The organism is Haemophilus haemolyticus (assembly GCF_003493605.1).
Taxonomy (GTDB): Bacteria; Pseudomonadota; Gammaproteobacteria; order Enterobacterales; family Pasteurellaceae; genus Haemophilus; species Haemophilus haemolyticus_J.
The window spans coordinates 35,640-53,245 of the sequence record NZ_QQKA01000008.1 but is presented as its reverse complement, the minus strand read 5'-3'; the positions used below and the strand labels follow the sequence as shown (position 1 = coordinate 53,245).

Here is a 17,606-nt window from a genome sequence, read left to right as displayed (position 1 = left end):
TAAAAAAATCGCACCTTACCAGTGCGATTTTTTGTTGTCTTAGTTTAGGACATTCTGCCGTTTTCTATACCAATCACCTGATCACAAATTGCCATCGTAGACTGGCGATGGCTGACGAGAATAATCAATTTCTCAGCTTTAGCATCGAGTAATGATTTCAAAATCATTGCTTCGTTTAAGCTATCCAAATTACTGGTTGGCTCATCGAGTAAAATAATCGGTGCATTATGCAAGAATGCTCGGGCAATACCGATACGTTGTTTTTCACCATCAGAGAGATTGCCGCCTAATTCGGTCATTTTCGTTTGATAACCTTGTGGTAAGCTTAAAATGAAATCATGAATTGAGGCTTTCTTCGCCGCTTCCATAATTTCTTCTAACGTTGCATCACGGCGAGCAAGGCGAATATTTTCCTCAATGGTTTCGTTGAAAATATAGGTTTGCTGAGTAATGTATGCCATATTGTCACGCAAACTGCGGGTGTTGATGTTCGGTAAGGTTTCGCTATTAATTTTAATGCTACCTGATTTAGGATCGTAAAAACGCATCAGCAATTTCAACAAGGTACTTTTACCGCTGCCACTTCTGCCGTGAATCCCTAAGATTTCACCTTTTTTCACTGATAAACTCACATCTGATAAGATTTGTTCTTCACCATAAGCAAAACTTACTCTCTCAACATCAATGCGAGAAACATCTTTTAAATCCACCGCACTTTCTACATCTTTTAACTCCGGTTCTTCCGCTAATAAACTTAATACTCGCTCACCTGAAGCCAAAGTTTGTAACAAGTTGCTTGAAAGGTTACTTAAGGCGATAACTGGCCCGTAGCTCGACATTAATAAAATCACACCAACTAAAAAGGCTGAGAAATCAATTTTATCTAAGCTAAATAAAATTAAGCCAGTAAACAGCATAATGATGTTGAAAACAGATACCGCCACTTCAGTATAAACACGCACTTTCGCTTCTTGGTCTTTAATGCGCTCAAAAGCCATATCGATTTTTTGGCTACGTTGTTGGATTTCTGCTAAGCGTTGTTGTGCATAGCCAAAAAGCTGAATTTCTTTCATACCACGCACGCTGTCGAGGAAGAAGTCATTCATTTCGCCCACTAATTCGCGATAGCGTCTGCCATCTTCACGCGCCAATTTGGTCGTGATAATCGGTAAAATCACACCCACCGTCAAATACGCAGTCAATGCCACAAGCACAAACCAACCTGAAAGATGAGCAAAAACCAACAATAAAATCGCAGAGGTAAAGAACGCGATCATAATTGGTGCGATGGTGTGCGCATAAAATACTTCGAGCAATTCGATATCGTTAGTCACCAAAGACACTAATTGCCCTGCTTGTTTATCTTGCAACTTCACAAAAGCCAAACGACGCAAAGAAGAAAACACTTTGTCACGCAATAATGCCAATAATTTAAAAGCAATATAATGCCCTGACATTTGCTCTAAATAACGCAATACGCCACGAGCCACCGCTAATACGATAAGTGCGGTCAAAATGCCAGAAAAACTTAAATGGGTGTCAAAGTTAAGAAGATTCACTAACCCCATCGCACCCAGCACCATAATAAAGATGGCAGCCAGAAAACCGAGCGTTCCCATCGTGATGGTAAACGCCATAATGTGCGCCAGAGGGGTCACTAATTTCAACAAATGCCCCATTACAACAAAACCATTTTTACGCATTTACCACCTCTCTAATTTGTTCTAAATCTTTTTGTTGTTGGAACATTTCAGCATACGCACCTTGTTTTTCCATTAAGGTTTCGTGAGTGCCTTGCTCGATCAATTTGCCTTGGTCAAGTACGTTAATACAGTCGGCATTTACCGCATTTGCCAAGCGGTGAGAAATCATCACAATGGTTTTTTGTTGTTTAAATTGTTGAATGAACTGCAAAATAATTTCTTCGCTTTCCACATCAATATTACTGGTCGCTTCATCAAAAATATAAAGCTCGGCATTGTGCAATAAAGCACGTGCTAAGGCTAAACGTTGAATTTGACCGCCCGATAAATTCGCGCCACGACTTAATAGCGGCATATCTAATCCACCATTTTCGCGTACAAATTGGGCGAGATTCACTTGTTCTAAACACGCATAAATTTGCTCGTCTGTTGCATCGATTTTCGCCATCGTCATATTTTCACGCAGCGAGCCTTTAAACACATAGCTGCTATGGCTTACCAACGATACTTTTTGATAGAAAGAAGTGCGGTCAATATTGAGGGCGTTTTGTCCATTAAACAAAATCTCACCCTGTTGTGCTTGATTAAAACCCATCAACAACGAAACTAAGGTTGATTTACCGCAACCACTTTTACCCACAAATACCGTAAGCTGATTTGGTAGAATACTCAAATCTAAACCTGTAATTGCTGGTTTTTCTTCACTATAAGAAAAATGCAGATCTTTAATTTCCACTTGAACGTTATTTTTGGCTTCAAAATCCACCGCACTTTGTTGGGTTTCCACTGGCGTATCAAGTAATGTAAAGATCTTATCTGAAGCCGCTTTGCCATTCATCGCCACATGGAAGAATGAACCAAGCAAACGAAGGGGAATAAAGAACTCGGAGGAAAGGAGAATAAATAAAATCACGCCTAACACGCTGAGTTGCGCATCTTGGAATTGTAATAGTGCGGTTAAAATCCCAATTGCCGCGCCGCCGTAAGCAAGTAAATCCATAAGAGAAACCGAGTTAAGCTGCATAGTAAGCACTTTCATGGTAATTTTACGGAAATGCTCAGCCTCTTTATCCATCGCTTTCGCTTTATAAGCATCATCTTGATAGATTTTTAGCGTAATTAAACCCTGCAAGTTATCTAAAAAACTGCTGCCTAACCCCACATAAATCGACCAATATTTTGCCAAAAGTTTTTTCGCGATTTTATTTACTGCGATAATCGACATTGGGATAAGCGGCACACAAATCAACAAAATCACGGCTGTTTTAAAGCTGAAAAAGATCAAGAAAGCAAAGAGGGTAAGCGGTGCAAGCAAGCTATAAAAAAGCTGCGGCAAATAACGCCCAAAGTAGATTTCAAGCTGTTCCACACCTTCTGATGCCACTTGAATAATGCTTGAGGTGGATTGCTGGTTCACTTGGTTAAGCGGCATAGAAGCCAATTTACGGTAGATAAGGCTACGCAATTCATGCTTCACTTTTGTGCTGGCAAAATAAGAGGCCTTCACCGATTTTTTCCCAGCAAAAGCACGCAATGCCAGTGCCGCAATTAAAATCACACCTAAACCCACCGCACTTGACATCGTTAACTCTTTAAAATAAGCGGCCTGTAAAATATAAGAAAACACGACGGCACTAATAATCCCGCCAACTAATGCCACCCAATTCCACAACACCGTGACGCCAATCCATTTTTTGCTGTCAGCCACCGTGTTAATTAGGCGTTTATCTATCATCATAATGATTGCTCCTAAAATAAAAAGAAGTACGCATAGAATTATGCGTACTTAATGTAGGGTGGGCTTCAGCCCACCAAAATATCTCACGATTATTTGTTGGTGGGCTGAAGCCCACCCTACAAATTAATTAGAATCGAATTTCTACAGAGGCTGCGAAGTTACGACCTGGTTGATAATAGCGTTGAAGCCCAGGATAACCACCATATTTTTCATTAGGATCAAGACCTACGGAATTACCTATACCTCCAGTATTATCTAAACCACGTAACGCATCCCAAGTATGATATTTACGATTAAATAGATTATAAACACCAGCACGTAAAGTAACATTATCTGCCACTTTATAGAAACCAAACATATCGAAAATAAAGGCTTTTGAATTTAAATGTTTCCATGTTGCTAAAGTTGTCTCATGTACATATTCAGAACATTCTTCTTGATATTCAGGACCAATCCCATAATATTCATAATATGGATTCTTTTTAAGTTCTTTTTTCACACAACGCTCTCTTTGATTTTTCAAATATTGAGCATCTTTTGCTTTTTTTGCCCCCAAGTATGTTAAACGAGAGAAAATCCCCCATTTACCGTTAGGATCCTCATAATCTAATCCAACAATAGCTTTAATTGGTTGAAGTGACATTAAACTTGCATTATTAGACATGCTTCCTTTGCTATAGCCTAAAGAAGCAAATAATTTCCAGCCATTTGGCATTGGCGTAACTTCATTTAAGTTAAGTCTTCCAGTAAATTCAACACCATAAATTTTGGCAGAATCAATATTTTGCATTTGTTGAACAGGACGCCAACGCCAAAGATCTTTATAATAATTGTAATAAGCCCAAGTCTCTTGTTCATAAAGAAAATCTTTATAACGAGTATGATGCAAATTAAGTGAAAACTCTCCTAAATGCCCCTTGCCTATAAGATTAATATTTTGTGTCAAACTCTTTTCTGCTTTTAAGCTAGGATTTGACATCCAAGCACCAGATGCATTATCTCTGTAATCAAAATACATTTCAGATGCATTTGGAATCCGGAAACCAGTACCAATGTTATAACCTAATTTCCACTCATCGTTGATCATTTTCTCTATTCCAGCTGTCCAACTAATGTTATGAAATTTAGCATTCTCAGCTTTTCTACAAAATTTACAAGCTAATCCATTTAAACTTTTCTGCTCATGCTTAGCCCAATCATAACGCAAGCCTAAATGCCCTTTTAATTCAGGGTTAAATTCAATATTATCTTTTAGAGACACAAAGTGATGATAACTTTCAACTGGCATCATCATAGTTTCTAAAGTTTCCGCTCCATAAGACCACGTATTTGTATCAAAATAAGAATCTTTGTTTAAAACATCAAATTTTCTTTCTGAAAATGATGTTTTTAATAAAAAAGTATGGACTGTATTAAAAAAATCTAATGGCTGGCTATCAATACCTAAATTAATACGATTAAATTTCGCATTAAAAAATCTTAGGTTCTTATCATTTGGTGTTCTATTTTCATAAAGAGTTCCACCATCTTTTTTAGCTCGAAAACCCTCATAATTATAAGATGCGGTTTGTGTTTTCTGATAATCTAAATCTAGCTTAACCAATGAAATTACTTTTGAATTTGGTAAATATTCATAAAAAACATTGACAGTATCACGTTTAGCACGATCATCTGCCTCACGCCAAGCTGACGGAGTAGCAGTTGCTGAATCTTCAATAACATAATTTTTATTACGTGAACCATTATAAGAAACGCCAATGCGGTGACTATCATTAAAACGATATGCAAACTTCGCTAAATAGCTATGATTATTATGTGTTGAATCATCTGGAGTTTGTTTATTACGACCACGAGAACGAGTATAAAGTGAATCTTCGGGAATGGTATAACCACCCGCACTTTTCATTTCATGCCCGTGGCGATTAGAATAAAGTAATAAGGCTTCCGCTTTTTCACCAGCATAGGCCACACCTAAAGTATTTACCCATTCAGTATTACGAGAAGCGTATCCCGTACGATATAACGCACCAAATTTTCGACCGTTTCTAACAATATCAAAAGGTTCAAGGGTGCGATAATTAACCCCCCCGCCAATATTACCACTTCCTTGATTGAAAGAATCTGCGCCCTTAGCAATATCAATCGTACGAGCAAGTTCAGGATCAATGCTCTGACGAGAAGTATTTAAATTATCATAACGTTTGTAAAGTGAGTTTTCTTCAGAATCAGGCAAAGCTACACCATCAATACTAATACCGACACGGTTGTCTTCTACACCACGAATAGCAAAACCTTTTTGATGACGACCTTGATCGACCACCCCAACATCAGGGCTATAACGCACAAGATCTTTATTATTTTGAATTAATTCTTGTTGAATAATTTTCGCTGTTTTCTTTTCAGAATGATTAGCCTTTGTAGAGCTATCCAATTCCGTAGAAACATTAATCGTCTCTAATTGCTCCTCAGCCAAAGCATAACTCGTAACAGACATGCCCGCAGCAATCATCAACAGAGCATAAGGGGTTAATTTATGTTGTTTCATTTATGATTTCCTCAAGTTAATAAACAGATGGATTATAAAAAATAAATTTATTTTTGAATAGTATTTTTGAGAATTATTTTTATTTTGATCTAAATCAAGAATTTAGAGAGCATCTATTCAAATTAAGTTTTAACTCTCATTAAAACCCAAAGTGCGGTAAAAAATTTACCGCACTTTTGTCTACTTATAAAAACAAAAAATGCACTTTCATTACAAAGTGCATTTTTCTTATTAAGCATCCATCGACATACAGAGTAAGGTTAATGGGTGAATGCAGGTCACATTGGATGACATATCAATTTGCCATTTACAGGTTTGGCATTCCGATATGACGTAATCAAACCCACCTTCGTTAATATTATCGAATAGGTTTTTACCAATAGATTGTGAAATTTCATAGTTTTCTGATTTAAACCCATAAGTTCCCGCAATACCACAGCATTGACTAGGTAACATAATGATTTCTAAACCCGGAATTTTTTTCAACACTTCCAAAGTATAAGGTGCCCAACCCGCCTTATCTACGTGACAAGCAGTGTGATAAGCCACTCGGAGTTTGAGTGGTTTCAACGGTAATGTTTTACCTTCTTTGAAAAGCTGATATAAAAATGGGGTTACCATATGGATATGCGGACGGACTTTGGCGTTATCGATACCTAAAATATGATGATATTCGTCGCGTAAATTAAGCGAGCAACTTGATGCCTCACTAATCACATCTATTCCATTTTCATCTACCATTTTTCCTATATAATCGGTATTGAATTGTGCAATATTATGAGCGCGATTAGGAAAACCGTTTACCATTAATGGTAAGCCACAGCATTTTTCTTTTTCTAATAACATTACCCCAATGTTCATTGCATTGAACACTTTAAGGAATTCCTTGCCAAGCTGTGGATTATTATAATTAACATAACAACCGTGGAAATATGCTACTTTTCGCTCAAATTTTTGTTGCTCTTGTAACGCATTTTTCATATACCAGCTACGGAACGTACCAAACGCATATTTAGGTAAAGTACGTTCTTTACTGATTTTAAGGGTTTTTTCCAACATAAATTTGGTGGCTTTCAGACCCGTAATGGTGTTCACAATGGGTGCAAGTGGAGTATTAATTTTACCCATTACATCTGTGTTACTTAAAATCGCATCACGCAATTTATTCATTAACGGTTTTTTAGACTGTGCTAAGTGATTATTACGCGCACGTACAATTAAATCGCCAATTTTTACATCAGACGGACACGCCACTTCACAACGTTTACAGTTGGTGCAATATTTAAGTGCTTCATCATAAAGTTCTGCTGATTTTAAGCGTAAACGCTCGCCATCAGGCCCTGATTGTTTTGGCCCTGGATAAAGCGGATTATTGCGTGAAACCGGACAAACAGCAGTACAAGCCGTACATTTAATACAGCTTTCAAAACTTTCGTCGATATATTTATGGCTTTCAGGCGAATTAAGGGATTGTTTTGCACTATCAATGAGTCGTTGAATATTATTATCCATATTATTCCCCCTTATTTCGCTAAGATTTCATCTGCCACTGCCAAGGCAGTTACAACAGCCACACCCGAACCACAGCCAAGTTCAAGGGCATTAAAACCACCAATCACATTACCGACGGCATATAAATTCGTTAAAAATTGACCGCACTTTTGCACTTGGCATTGAGCATTAATTGCTACGCCTGCTGATTGATAAGGTTGTGGATGCGCAAAGCGATGAACAGTCCAAGTGAAACGATCTTTCTGGTTAAAACCTTCAACACCGATAATATCGGATTCAAAAACAGGTTCATAAATTTTATCAAATTCGGAAATAAGCCCTTTGCTGAAGAAACTTCCTGAAGCCAATACAAAATTATCTGCAGTGATTTCTTCATCTTCGAGTAAACGAGTATTGATACAACGTACTTTATTTCCTTCAAATGTTGCATTCAATGCACTGTCGCCATTAATCATTAAACCACCAAGGGATTCAAATTTATGACGTAATTGAATACGTTGGCGCATACCGAGCAATGATGGGGGCAGCGTTGGTAATTCAAATAATGCAAGTTTAGTTGCATCACGAAGTGCGGTCATAAATTCTTGGTTTTCTAAACCAAAGCAAGCAGGTAAAAATACCGCTTCTGCACCTTGCGATGATTCTATGATTTCTTTCACTAAATCTTTAAAAGCAAGTTTATGTTCTAGAAGTTGAGAGATATTCACACTACGGAATTCTCGGGCATTTTTACGAAGCTCGTCTAATTGTGGAATATTTAAGAAACCACTTGTTACTTCACAATGTTCAAATTGTGGATTTAATACCAAATTTGCTGCTAAAAGTTGAGGTTGAAAATCGTGATAACCTTCAATACCAAGCACCGCAATACGTTTATGCGGAAAAGGTTCATTGCCTTGCACAGTTGGCACGCTATTTGGCGAAAGCCACGCACCGCGTAAACTGCCTAAGCCTGTTACACGCCAGTGATTTTTTTCCGTAGAACCAATTAAATCAAGATGTAATTCATTGGCTAAACGTTCAAAATCTTGTGCTTTAGCAAGTACTTTCTCTGCCCCCAATAAACTATAAGGGTGGACAGGTAATTCATTGCGAAGTGCGGTAATATTTTCTTTTAAATTTTCTACCGCGCGATTTTCCCCATATGTCGTTGATGGCATACGGCTTAATAAATCTAAAGAGCCAGATGCAAAATCAATAGCTGCTTGACCGTTGTTGATAATCACGCAACGTTTACCGCGTTGTTGAAGGGCGATGCCACAGGTTAAACCCGCCAAACCACCGCCAATAATGGCTACATCAAAATTCATTGCTATCCGTCCCTTGTTGTGCTTGTTCATCAAGCGGTTTCACATCATTTAAACCTAATACGCTACCATACATCCAAGATGTAAATTCGGCTTCGCGAATAGCTTCCCCCCAAGCAATCGGTTCAATACCACGCCAGCGTTCTTCCATAAAAGCAGAAAGTTGAGTGGTTGATTGACGTGGTGTTGCCACTTCAAAACGATTCATAAGTCCAGCAGCACGACAAGCACAGAGTTCAGCTTGACAAGTTCCCATTCCAACTCGGGAGCGACGACGTAAATCGACGAGATTATTTACATCCAGTTCATCAACAGCGTAACGAACTTCCCCCGCCGTCACCGCTTCGCATTCGCAAACCATTGAACGATCTAAACGTTCTTTTTCAAGCAAACGAGTAGCACGTGAACCATGACGATACACAGCAGAATAACGAATAGTACTTGGTAATGAAATGACTTTTTGATTGGTCTCTTGACGGCTTTCAGTAGAGCCAGGCAAAGGTTGCTCCGCAGTGACACAACGAGCTGTTTTATTGAGTTTTTTACAAACAAGGTCGGTCGCCCATTCAGCCATTAAACGATAAGTCATTAACTTACCGCCAGTGATTGTAATAAAGCCATCTAATCCATCACGTTCTGCGTGGTCAAGTAGCACAATACCACGGCTCACATTACGACCTGATGGATCATCATCACTCGCAACTAGTGGTCGCACCCCAGCGTAAGCACGTAATACGCGAGTATGACGCAAACTAGGCGCAAGTTTTTCTCCTTCACGGAAAAGAATATCTACTTCTTCTGGCGTCACTTGCATGTTATCAATTTGATCATAAGGAATACGACTTGACGTTGTACCAATAACACAAATTGTGTCGCCTGGAACTAGAATATCCGCATCAGCTGGTTTACGACAGCGGTTAATTACAAGTTTATTAATACGATGGCCCATTACGAGCAATGCACCTTTCGCAGGGAACATTTTGATTTTGAGATCGGCATATTCCGCAATCCCTTGTCCCCAAATACCACCAGCATTCACAACAAGCGGTGCAAAAAATTGGCGTTCTCTACGATTTTTGTGATCGTACACGTTCACACCAATCACTTTTCCACCTTCACGAATCAAATTTTTTACTTCGCAATAAGTGAACATTTTTGCGCCGTTTTCTGTCGCATCCATCATATTAGAGGCGGTTAAACGGAATGGGTCAATCGAACCATCTGGCACAACGACAGCGCCCACTAAATCTGGGTTTACTGAAGGCTCCATAATTTTAGCTAGTTCAGGATCAATGGCTTGTGCATCAATTCCAGATTTTGCACAGCTCTCAAGGAAAGTTTTTTGATAGTCGAGAGAATCTTCAGGCAAAGTGATAAATAAGCCTTCCGTTTCATCTACGCAATGACGCGCAATTTTGCGTAAAATGCGGTTTTCTTTAATACATTCTTCAGCAGATTCTTGGTCGTTCACGGCATAACGTGCGCCACTGTGTAATAATCCGTGATTACGTCCTGTGGCACCTGTCGCAATATCTCGACGTTCCAATAAAATACAATCAATGCCACGAAGTGCGCAATCGCGCGCAATACCTGCTCCTGTTGCACCACCACCAATAATAATCACATCAGTGCTAAGTGGCGAAAGATCTCCAACATCTTTATAGATACTAGGCGATAATCCCATTGTTTACCCCCGATTCCCAAAATGTAATAAAAAATAATATAAAAAGTGTAATTATTGTAGAGAAGTACGGCAAAATTAACAACATTTTGAGCGTAAAAGAAAACGATTTTGTGATATTGATCACAATAATTTTCGTATTCGCTCAAACGGTGTAAAAATTTTGTGAAACACTTCACATTTTTGATTTTTTTTACTTTCTTATTTTTTATTTTCTTTTATGATTCGCAAATCCCTTACTGCTTCAAAAGGGTAAATTTAGATGACACATAATTAAAAAGTTGGAGAAAAAATTATGTTTGGACCATTCAAACCCGCTCCGCATATTGCGGAACTTCCAGCGGAAAAAATTGATTCCACGTATAAACGCTTACGTTGGCAAGTGTTTGCAGGGATCTTCTTCGGTTATGCTGCATATTATTTTGTGCGTGCAAACTTTGACTTAGCACAACCAGGTTTAATTCAAGCTGGCTTGTACTCAAAAGCGGAACTAGGTGTTATCGGCTCTGCAGCTGGTCTTGCTTACGGTTTATCAAAATTCGTAATGGCAGGTATGTCTGACCGCTCTAATCCTCGTGTATTTTTACCATTTGGTTTATTGCTCTCTGGTTTATGTATGACCTTAATGGGTCTATTCCCATGGGCAACTTCCGGCATTGCCATTATGTGGGTAATGATCTTCTTAAATGGTTGGTTCCAAGGTATGGGTTGGCCTCCATGTGGTCGTACTATGGTGCATTGGTGGTCTAAATCTGAACGCGGTACTATCGTATCAATTTGGAATACGGCGCATAATATCGGTGGTATGATGCCAGGTGCAATGGTGTTATTAGCTAGTGCAATTTTCTTCAGTACTCACGGTATTGAAGCACAGGCGAAAGATGTTTGGCAACAATCATTATATTTCCCTGGTATTGCTGCAATGATCTGTGCTATTCCTGTGTATTTCGTGATGCGTGATACGCCACAATCTTGTGGTTTACCATCAATCGAAAAATGGCGTAATGACTACCCAGATGACTATAACGAAAAAACTTACGAAAACGATTTAACTGCAAAAGAAATCTTCGTAACTTATGTATTAAAAAACAAATTGTTATGGTACATCGCGATTGCTAACGTATTCGTATATTTAATCCGCTACGGCGTATTAAAATGGTCTCCGGTTTACTTGAGCGAAGTAAAACACTTCAACATCAAAGGTACCGCATGGGCATACACAATCTATGAATTAGCAGCGGTTCCGGGTACATTATTATGTGGTTGGGTATCAGATAAAGTATTCAAAGGTAAACGTGGTTTAACAGGTTTCATCTTCATGATCTTAACCACTGCAGCGGTTGTTGCATACTGGATGAACCCAGCTACACCAGAAGCTGAATTAGCAAACTATAGCGCATGGTATCAAAACCCATACCAATTAACTGACTTCATTTTAATGACTTTAATCGGTTTCTTAATCTACGGTCCTGTAATGTTAATCGGTTTACATGCGCTTGAGTTAGCGCCGAAAAAAGCAGCAGGTACTGCAGCAGGTTTCACCGGTTTATTCGGTTACTTAGGTGGTACAGTTTCTGCATCAGCAGTTATCGGTTGGGCTGCTCAACATTACGGATGGGACGGTGGTTTCTACGTAATGATCGGCGGTGGCGTATTAGCAGTGTTATTACTCTTAGTCGTAATGGTTGAAGAAGGAAAACACAAAGCGAAATTAGGCGATACTTACGGTACTAAATAATTAGCTTAAAAAAAGGCGGCGGGCAAATGCTTCGTCGCCTTTTTTGTAACTAAAATTAATTTTATTTCTGATATAGAGCATCTTGATTCCTTTCCCACAAAATAAATCATATATTTAAGGAGACAATAATTATGAAATTATCATCGATTACTATTGGATTAGGTTGCACACTTTTTGCGATATCTGTGTCGGCAAATCAAACTTGCGAAGCGCCTTATCATTCAGCTTTACCTAAATATACTTATAAATTGGATAAAGTATTAGAAGTAAATGGACGTCAAGGTATTACAACTGATGGAAAGCATCTTTATGTATCCGGAAGCAAAACCCTCGCTAAATATGATATGAATGGAAAACTGATTAAAGAAAATAAGGATCCTTTTGTGGGCTATCAAAAAGAAGCTAACCACATTGGCGACATTGATATCTACAACAATGAACTTTATGTTTCCTCCGAATGGTTTGATTCTGGCGTAGGGAAAAATATTCAAATTGCGATTCATGATCCCGAAACCCTCGCATTAAAAAGATCTGTTGATTTTAATCCTGAGTCAGGTCAAGTCGAAGTTTCCGGCATCACCGTAGATACCGTTCACAATTCAGTTTGGATGGCTTCTTGGGTTGGTGAGGAAAGTGGCCGTTATTTATATGAATATGATCTTTCAACAGGTAAATATAAACGAAAAGTGCATTTACAACCTGTTCCACAATGGATTCAAGGGGTTTATGCCTACAACGGTGATCTCTATGTCACCGCTGATGACGGTACGGCAGATGAAAAAGAACCTGATCATATTTATCGTGTAGAAATCTCAGATAAAAATAATGAAGCTCGAGTTGTTTTAGAAAAAACCTTAGATGATATTCGAGATGTCGGCGAAATCGAAGGCTTGAATATTAATCCGAAAACAAAACAACTACTTGTCCATGCAAACCGAGGCAAACAAATTGTGTTAGGGATGCCAAAAGGATTTTATCCAGGTTATGACCGTGAAATTAGCGAAATCTATTTTTACGACATGAAACCAAGATGTAATAAGTAAATCAAGGAGAAAATACTTATGAAACTTAAAACTTTAGCGCTTTCTTTGTTAGCAGCTGGCGTACTTGCAGGTTGTAGCAGCCATTCATCAAGCATGGCAAACACCCAAATGAAATCAGACAAAATCATTATTGCTCACCGTGGTGCTAGCGGTTATTTACCAGAACATACTTTAGAATCTAAAGCACTTGCGTTTGCACAACACGCTGATTATTTAGAGCAAGATTTAGCAATGACTAAAGATGGTCGTTTAGTGGTTATTCACGATCACTTTTTAGATGGATTGACTGATGTAGCGAAAAAATTCCCACATCGTCACCGTAAAGATGGTCGTTACTATGTCATCGACTTTACCTTAAAAGAAATTCAAAGTTTAGAAATGACAGAAAACTTTGAAACCAAAGATGGAAAACAAGCACAAGTTTATCCTGGTCGTTTCCCACTTTGGAAATCACACTTCAGAATTCACACCTTTGAAGATGAAATTGAATTTATCCAAGGCTTAGAAAAATCTACTGGCAAAAAAGTAGGGATTTATCCAGAAATCAAAGCACCTTGGTTCCACCATCAAAATGGCAAAGATATTGCCGCTGAAACGCTCAAAGTGTTGAAAAAATATGGCTATGATAAGAAAACCGATATGGTTTACTTACAAACTTTCGACTTTAATGAGTTAAAACGTATCAAAACTGAATTACTTCCAAAAATGGGCATGGATTTGAAATTAGTTCAATTAGTGGCTTATACAGATTGGAAAGAAACGCAAGAAAAAGATGCGAAAGGTAAATGGGTAAACTACGATTACGATTGGATGTTTAAACCAGGTGCAATGGCAGAAGTGGTGAAATATGCTGATGGTGTTGGTCCAGGTTGGTATATGTTAGTAGATAAAGAACAATCTAAACCAGGCAACATTGTATACACACCATTAGTAAAAGAGCTTGCTCAATACAAAGTTGAACTTCATCCATATACAGTGCGTAAAGACGCATTGCCAGAATTCTTCACAGATGTAAATCAAATGTACGATGCATTATTGAATAAATCAGGTGCAACAGGCGTATTTACTGATTTCCCAGATACTGGCGTGGAATTCTTAAAAGGGAAAAAATAATATCCCTCACAACCGTGGGTAAACATATCCACGGTTAGCTAGGTTTCTATATCGTAGAAGCTAACAATCTACTCTAACAGAGTAACATCATAATCAATCTAGGTGTTCTAACCTAGAATTCAAATAAGGAGGCTATTTCAAAACACTCCGTATTCTTTTCTAATAAATTCTTCTTCCCTTTTATTTAGGGAAAACACCCTTCATTTCAACCGCACTTCTAAGGAGTGATCTATGGATAAATCATTAAAAGCGAACTGTATCGGCGAGTTTTTAGGTACAGCCTTATTGATTTTCTTTGGTGTGGGCTGCGTTGCAGCACTAAAAGTAGCTGGCGCTAGTTTTGGCTTGTGGGAAATCAGCATTATGTGGGGGATGGGCGTTGCACTTGCAGTATATGCAACCGCTGGTTTATCTGGTGCACATCTAAACCCTGCAGTAACCATTGCCCTTTGGAAATTTGCTTGCTTTGACGGCAAAAAAGTAATTCCTTACATCATTTCACAAATGCTCGGCGCATTCTTTGCTGCAGCATTAGTTTATGGCTTGTATCGTAATGTTTTTATCGATTATGAAGCTGCTCACAACATTATTCGTGGTACACAAGAAAGTTTAAGCCTTGCGGGAACATTCTCCACTTATCCTCATCCAAGTTTAAGCGTTGGTGGTGCCTTTGCTGTGGAATTTGTGATTACTGCAATTCTTATGGCATTAATTATGGCATTAACTGACGATGGAAACGGTGTGCCACGTGGTCCACTTGCGCCATTATTACAGGCTTTTGGAAAGATTTAGACGAGCTTCGAGATAAAGCCCGTGTAGAACGCACATTCAGTCCAGACAGCGACAATGAAAAACGCGAACGTCGCTACAAAGGCTGGAAAAAAGCAGTTAAACGCTCATTAGAATGGGCAAAAGAAGATGAAGAATAATTTATAAATTAATTCTCATACAAAAGAGCGGTCAAAACTTCTTTTATTTTGACCGCTCTTTTATTCTGTATCTGTATAAAAATTATTTTCTAGAGAGAGGTGGAACAAAGGTTAAACCCAAATCCCAAGGTTGCTCAATCCAAGTATTTTGTGGAATATCAATTACGTAATCATCCACTAATTCCGCACCTGCAGGTTTTGCAAATACAGTGACAAATTTTGCATTAGGGTACATTTGACGAATCGCACGCGCCGTATTACCCGTATCAACTAAATCATCTACTACGATAAATCCTTCGCCGCCATTTGGCACTTGAGCAGCATGAAGAACTTGTAGTTCTCCCTGATTATTATGATCGTGATAGCTTGCGATACAAACGGTTTCAATATGGCGAAGACCTAATTCTCTAGCCAACACAGCCGCTGGAAACAAACCACCGCGACTTACCGCAATAATACCTTTCCATTGGGAAGCTGGAAGTAAACGTTCTGATAATTTGCGGGCATGCATTTGAAACATATCCCAAGTCACCACATATTTTTCGCTCATAATTGCACCTTAGTTTAAATTTATCGAGAAATAAAAAATTGCGTAAGGATAACCTGAAATGGCGTTTTATGCTATTATTTCGTAAATTTTTTCAGTAAAAAGGAGCAATTATGTCTGAAATTACAACACTTCAACCCTCATTGTTATGGAAATGGTTTGATCAAATTTGTGCAATCCCTCATCCTTCTCATTATGAAGATACGTTGGCTAACTTTATTGTAAATTGGGCGAAAGAAAAGCATTTTTTTGTGGAACGCGATGAAGTAGGCAATGTTCTCATTCGTAAACCCGCAACGAAAGGAATGGAAAATCACACACCTGTTGTTCTACAAGCGCACTTAGATATGGTGCCACAGGCTAATGAAGGTAACCCGCATGATTTTACCAAAGATCCTATTCAACCTTATATTGATGGAGAATGGGTAAAAGCGCGAGGTACAACATTAGGATCTGACAATGGTATCGGTTTAGCCTCTACTCTAGCTGTGTTAGAAAGCAATGATTTAGTGCATCCACCTCTTGAAGTGCTTTTAACAATGACAGAAGAAACGGGGATGGATGGTGCGAAAGACCTGCGTCATAACTGGTTACAATCTGAAATTTTAATCAATACAGATACCGAAGAAATTGGCGAAATTTACATTGGTTGTGCGGGCGGGATTAACGCAAACTTTGAAATTCCTGTTCAATATGAAACCAATACGTTTGAGCATAGTGTACAAATTACGCTTAAAGGTTTACGCGGCGGTCATTCTGGTGTTGATATTCATACAGGGCGTGCAAATGCAATTAAAGTGTTAGCACGAGTATTAGCAAAACTCTCTCAAAATCAACCGCACTTTGCTCTCTCTGAAATTCGTGGCGGCTCAATTCGTAATGCAATTCCACGAGAAGCTGTGGCTGTATTATCCTTTAATGGCGATGTAAAAGCCATAGAAAGTGCGGTAGAAAATCTCGCAGTTGTGCTTAAAGAAGAATTAGCCATTGCCGAACCAAATCTCACACTTTTTGTAGAATTTGTAGAAAAATCTGTAACAGTATTCACAGCACAAAGTACTCAAACGGTAATTAACGCACTCAACGTATTGCCAAACGGCGTAATCCGCAATAGTGATGTAGTTAAAAATGTTGTAGAAAGTTCATTAAGCGTTGGCGTATTGAAAACAGAAGGTAATGTTGTAAAAAGCACCATTTTAATTCGTTCATTAATTGAAAGCGGTAAATATTACGTGACTGAAATGCTTAGCTCACTTGCAATCTTAGCAAATGCAAAAGTCGAGTTTTCTGCACCTTATCCAGGCTGGCAACCAGTAAATGACTCAACTATCTTAGACGTTACTCGCAAACATTATGCTGAAGTGCTAGGCGAGCAACCTGTAGTGAAAGTCATTCACGCAGGATTAGAATGTGGTCTTTTAAAAGAACATTATCCACACATAGAAATGATTTCTGTTGGGCCAACAATCCGAAATGCTCACTCACCAGATGAAAAAGTGGAAATTGCAACGGTACAAACCTATTGGGATTTATTGACAAGAGTACTTGCAGACATTCCAGCAAAGTAATTAGGCATTAGTCCTAAAGAGCGGTTAAAATTAAAAACAGTTTTGACCGCTTTTATTTTTATAGATAATAGAAATGATAAAAATGAAATATATAGAGTTGGCGGAGGGAATGGGAGTTGAATTTCAAATGTAACTTTATGAAAAATAAGGATATTATTTTTTAGCATCAAAAATATAGTACA

11 protein-coding genes and 2 pseudogenes are annotated in these 17,606 nt (G+C 38.4%); 6 read left to right on the top strand and 7 right to left on the bottom strand.

Features of this window, described 5'->3' with window-relative positions; all coding sequences use genetic code 11:
- Nucleotides 1-44 precede the first annotated feature (44 nt).
- The 6 genes from cydC to glpA form a co-directional block, all read right to left on the bottom strand.
- Nucleotides 45-1,703, bottom strand: a complete 1,659-nt coding sequence (gene cydC / locus DV424_RS06670; RefSeq protein WP_118859501.1) for a thiol reductant ABC exporter subunit CydC — start codon at nucleotides 1,701-1,703, stop codon at nucleotides 45-47.
- A complete protein-coding gene (locus tag DV424_RS06665; protein WP_118859500.1) occupies nucleotides 1,696-3,441 on the bottom strand; it encodes an ABC transporter ATP-binding protein/permease in 1,746 nt (581 codons plus the stop codon). Before DV424_RS06665 ends, cydC begins: the two co-directional genes overlap by 8 nt.
- Before the next feature lie 127 nt (nucleotides 3,442-3,568).
- Nucleotides 3,569-5,986, bottom strand: coding sequence for a TonB-dependent hemoglobin/transferrin/lactoferrin family receptor (locus DV424_RS06660; RefSeq protein ID WP_118859499.1), 2,418 nt, complete (start codon nucleotides 5,984-5,986; stop codon nucleotides 3,569-3,571).
- A gap of 231 nt (nucleotides 5,987-6,217) precedes the next feature.
- The gene (gene glpC / locus DV424_RS06655; RefSeq protein WP_118859498.1) at nucleotides 6,218-7,498 is read right to left on the bottom strand and encodes an anaerobic glycerol-3-phosphate dehydrogenase subunit GlpC; all 1,281 of its coding nucleotides are present in this window, start codon (nucleotides 7,496-7,498) and stop codon (nucleotides 6,218-6,220) included.
- Nucleotides 7,499-7,509: 11 nt separating this feature from the next.
- Nucleotides 7,510-8,808: a glycerol-3-phosphate dehydrogenase subunit GlpB gene (gene glpB / locus DV424_RS06650; protein ID WP_118859497.1), complete on the bottom strand. Its 1,299-nt coding sequence runs from the start codon at nucleotides 8,806-8,808 to the stop codon at nucleotides 7,510-7,512.
- A complete protein-coding gene (glpA, locus tag DV424_RS06645; protein WP_118859496.1) occupies nucleotides 8,798-10,489 on the bottom strand; it encodes an anaerobic glycerol-3-phosphate dehydrogenase subunit A in 1,692 nt (563 codons plus the stop codon). Before glpA ends, glpB begins: the two co-directional genes overlap by 11 nt.
- A gap of 292 nt (nucleotides 10,490-10,781) precedes the next feature.
- On the opposite strand from glpA, the gene glpT reads away from it, so the two are divergent.
- The 5 genes and pseudogenes from glpT to DV424_RS06620 form a co-directional block, all read left to right on the top strand.
- Complete coding sequence (glpT, locus tag DV424_RS06640) at nucleotides 10,782-12,224, top strand: glycerol-3-phosphate transporter (protein WP_118859495.1); 1,443 nt, start codon at nucleotides 10,782-10,784, stop codon at nucleotides 12,222-12,224.
- Between the two features lie 131 nt (nucleotides 12,225-12,355).
- Nucleotides 12,356-13,267: a hypothetical protein gene (locus tag DV424_RS06635; RefSeq protein WP_118859494.1), complete on the top strand. Its 912-nt coding sequence runs from the start codon at nucleotides 12,356-12,358 to the stop codon at nucleotides 13,265-13,267.
- An 18-nt stretch (nucleotides 13,268-13,285) separates the two neighbouring features.
- Nucleotides 13,286-14,380 (top strand): glycerophosphodiester phosphodiesterase, encoded by a 1,095-nt coding sequence (gene glpQ, locus DV424_RS06630; RefSeq protein WP_005626929.1) that lies wholly within the window; start codon nucleotides 13,286-13,288, stop codon nucleotides 14,378-14,380.
- 231 nt (nucleotides 14,381-14,611) lie between these two features.
- Nucleotides 14,612-15,151, top strand: a pseudogene (locus DV424_RS06625) (MIP/aquaporin family protein); the annotation flags it as partial.
- A pseudogene (locus DV424_RS06620) lies at nucleotides 15,145-15,309 on the top strand (glycerol kinase); the annotation flags it as partial. The pseudogenes DV424_RS06625 and DV424_RS06620, both read left to right, overlap by 7 nt.
- Before the next feature lie 82 nt (nucleotides 15,310-15,391).
- Here the strand turns inward: DV424_RS06620 and gpt are convergent.
- The gene (gpt, locus tag DV424_RS06615) at nucleotides 15,392-15,859 is read right to left on the bottom strand and encodes a xanthine phosphoribosyltransferase (RefSeq protein ID WP_005632242.1); all 468 of its coding nucleotides are present in this window, start codon (nucleotides 15,857-15,859) and stop codon (nucleotides 15,392-15,394) included.
- 110 nt (nucleotides 15,860-15,969) lie between these two features.
- Here gpt and pepD point away from each other — a divergent pair, with 110 nt between their 5' ends.
- Entirely contained in the window at nucleotides 15,970-17,424 is a 1,455-nt protein-coding gene (pepD, locus tag DV424_RS06610; protein WP_118859493.1) for an aminoacyl-histidine dipeptidase, read from the top strand.
- Nucleotides 17,425-17,606: the final 182 nt, after the last annotated feature.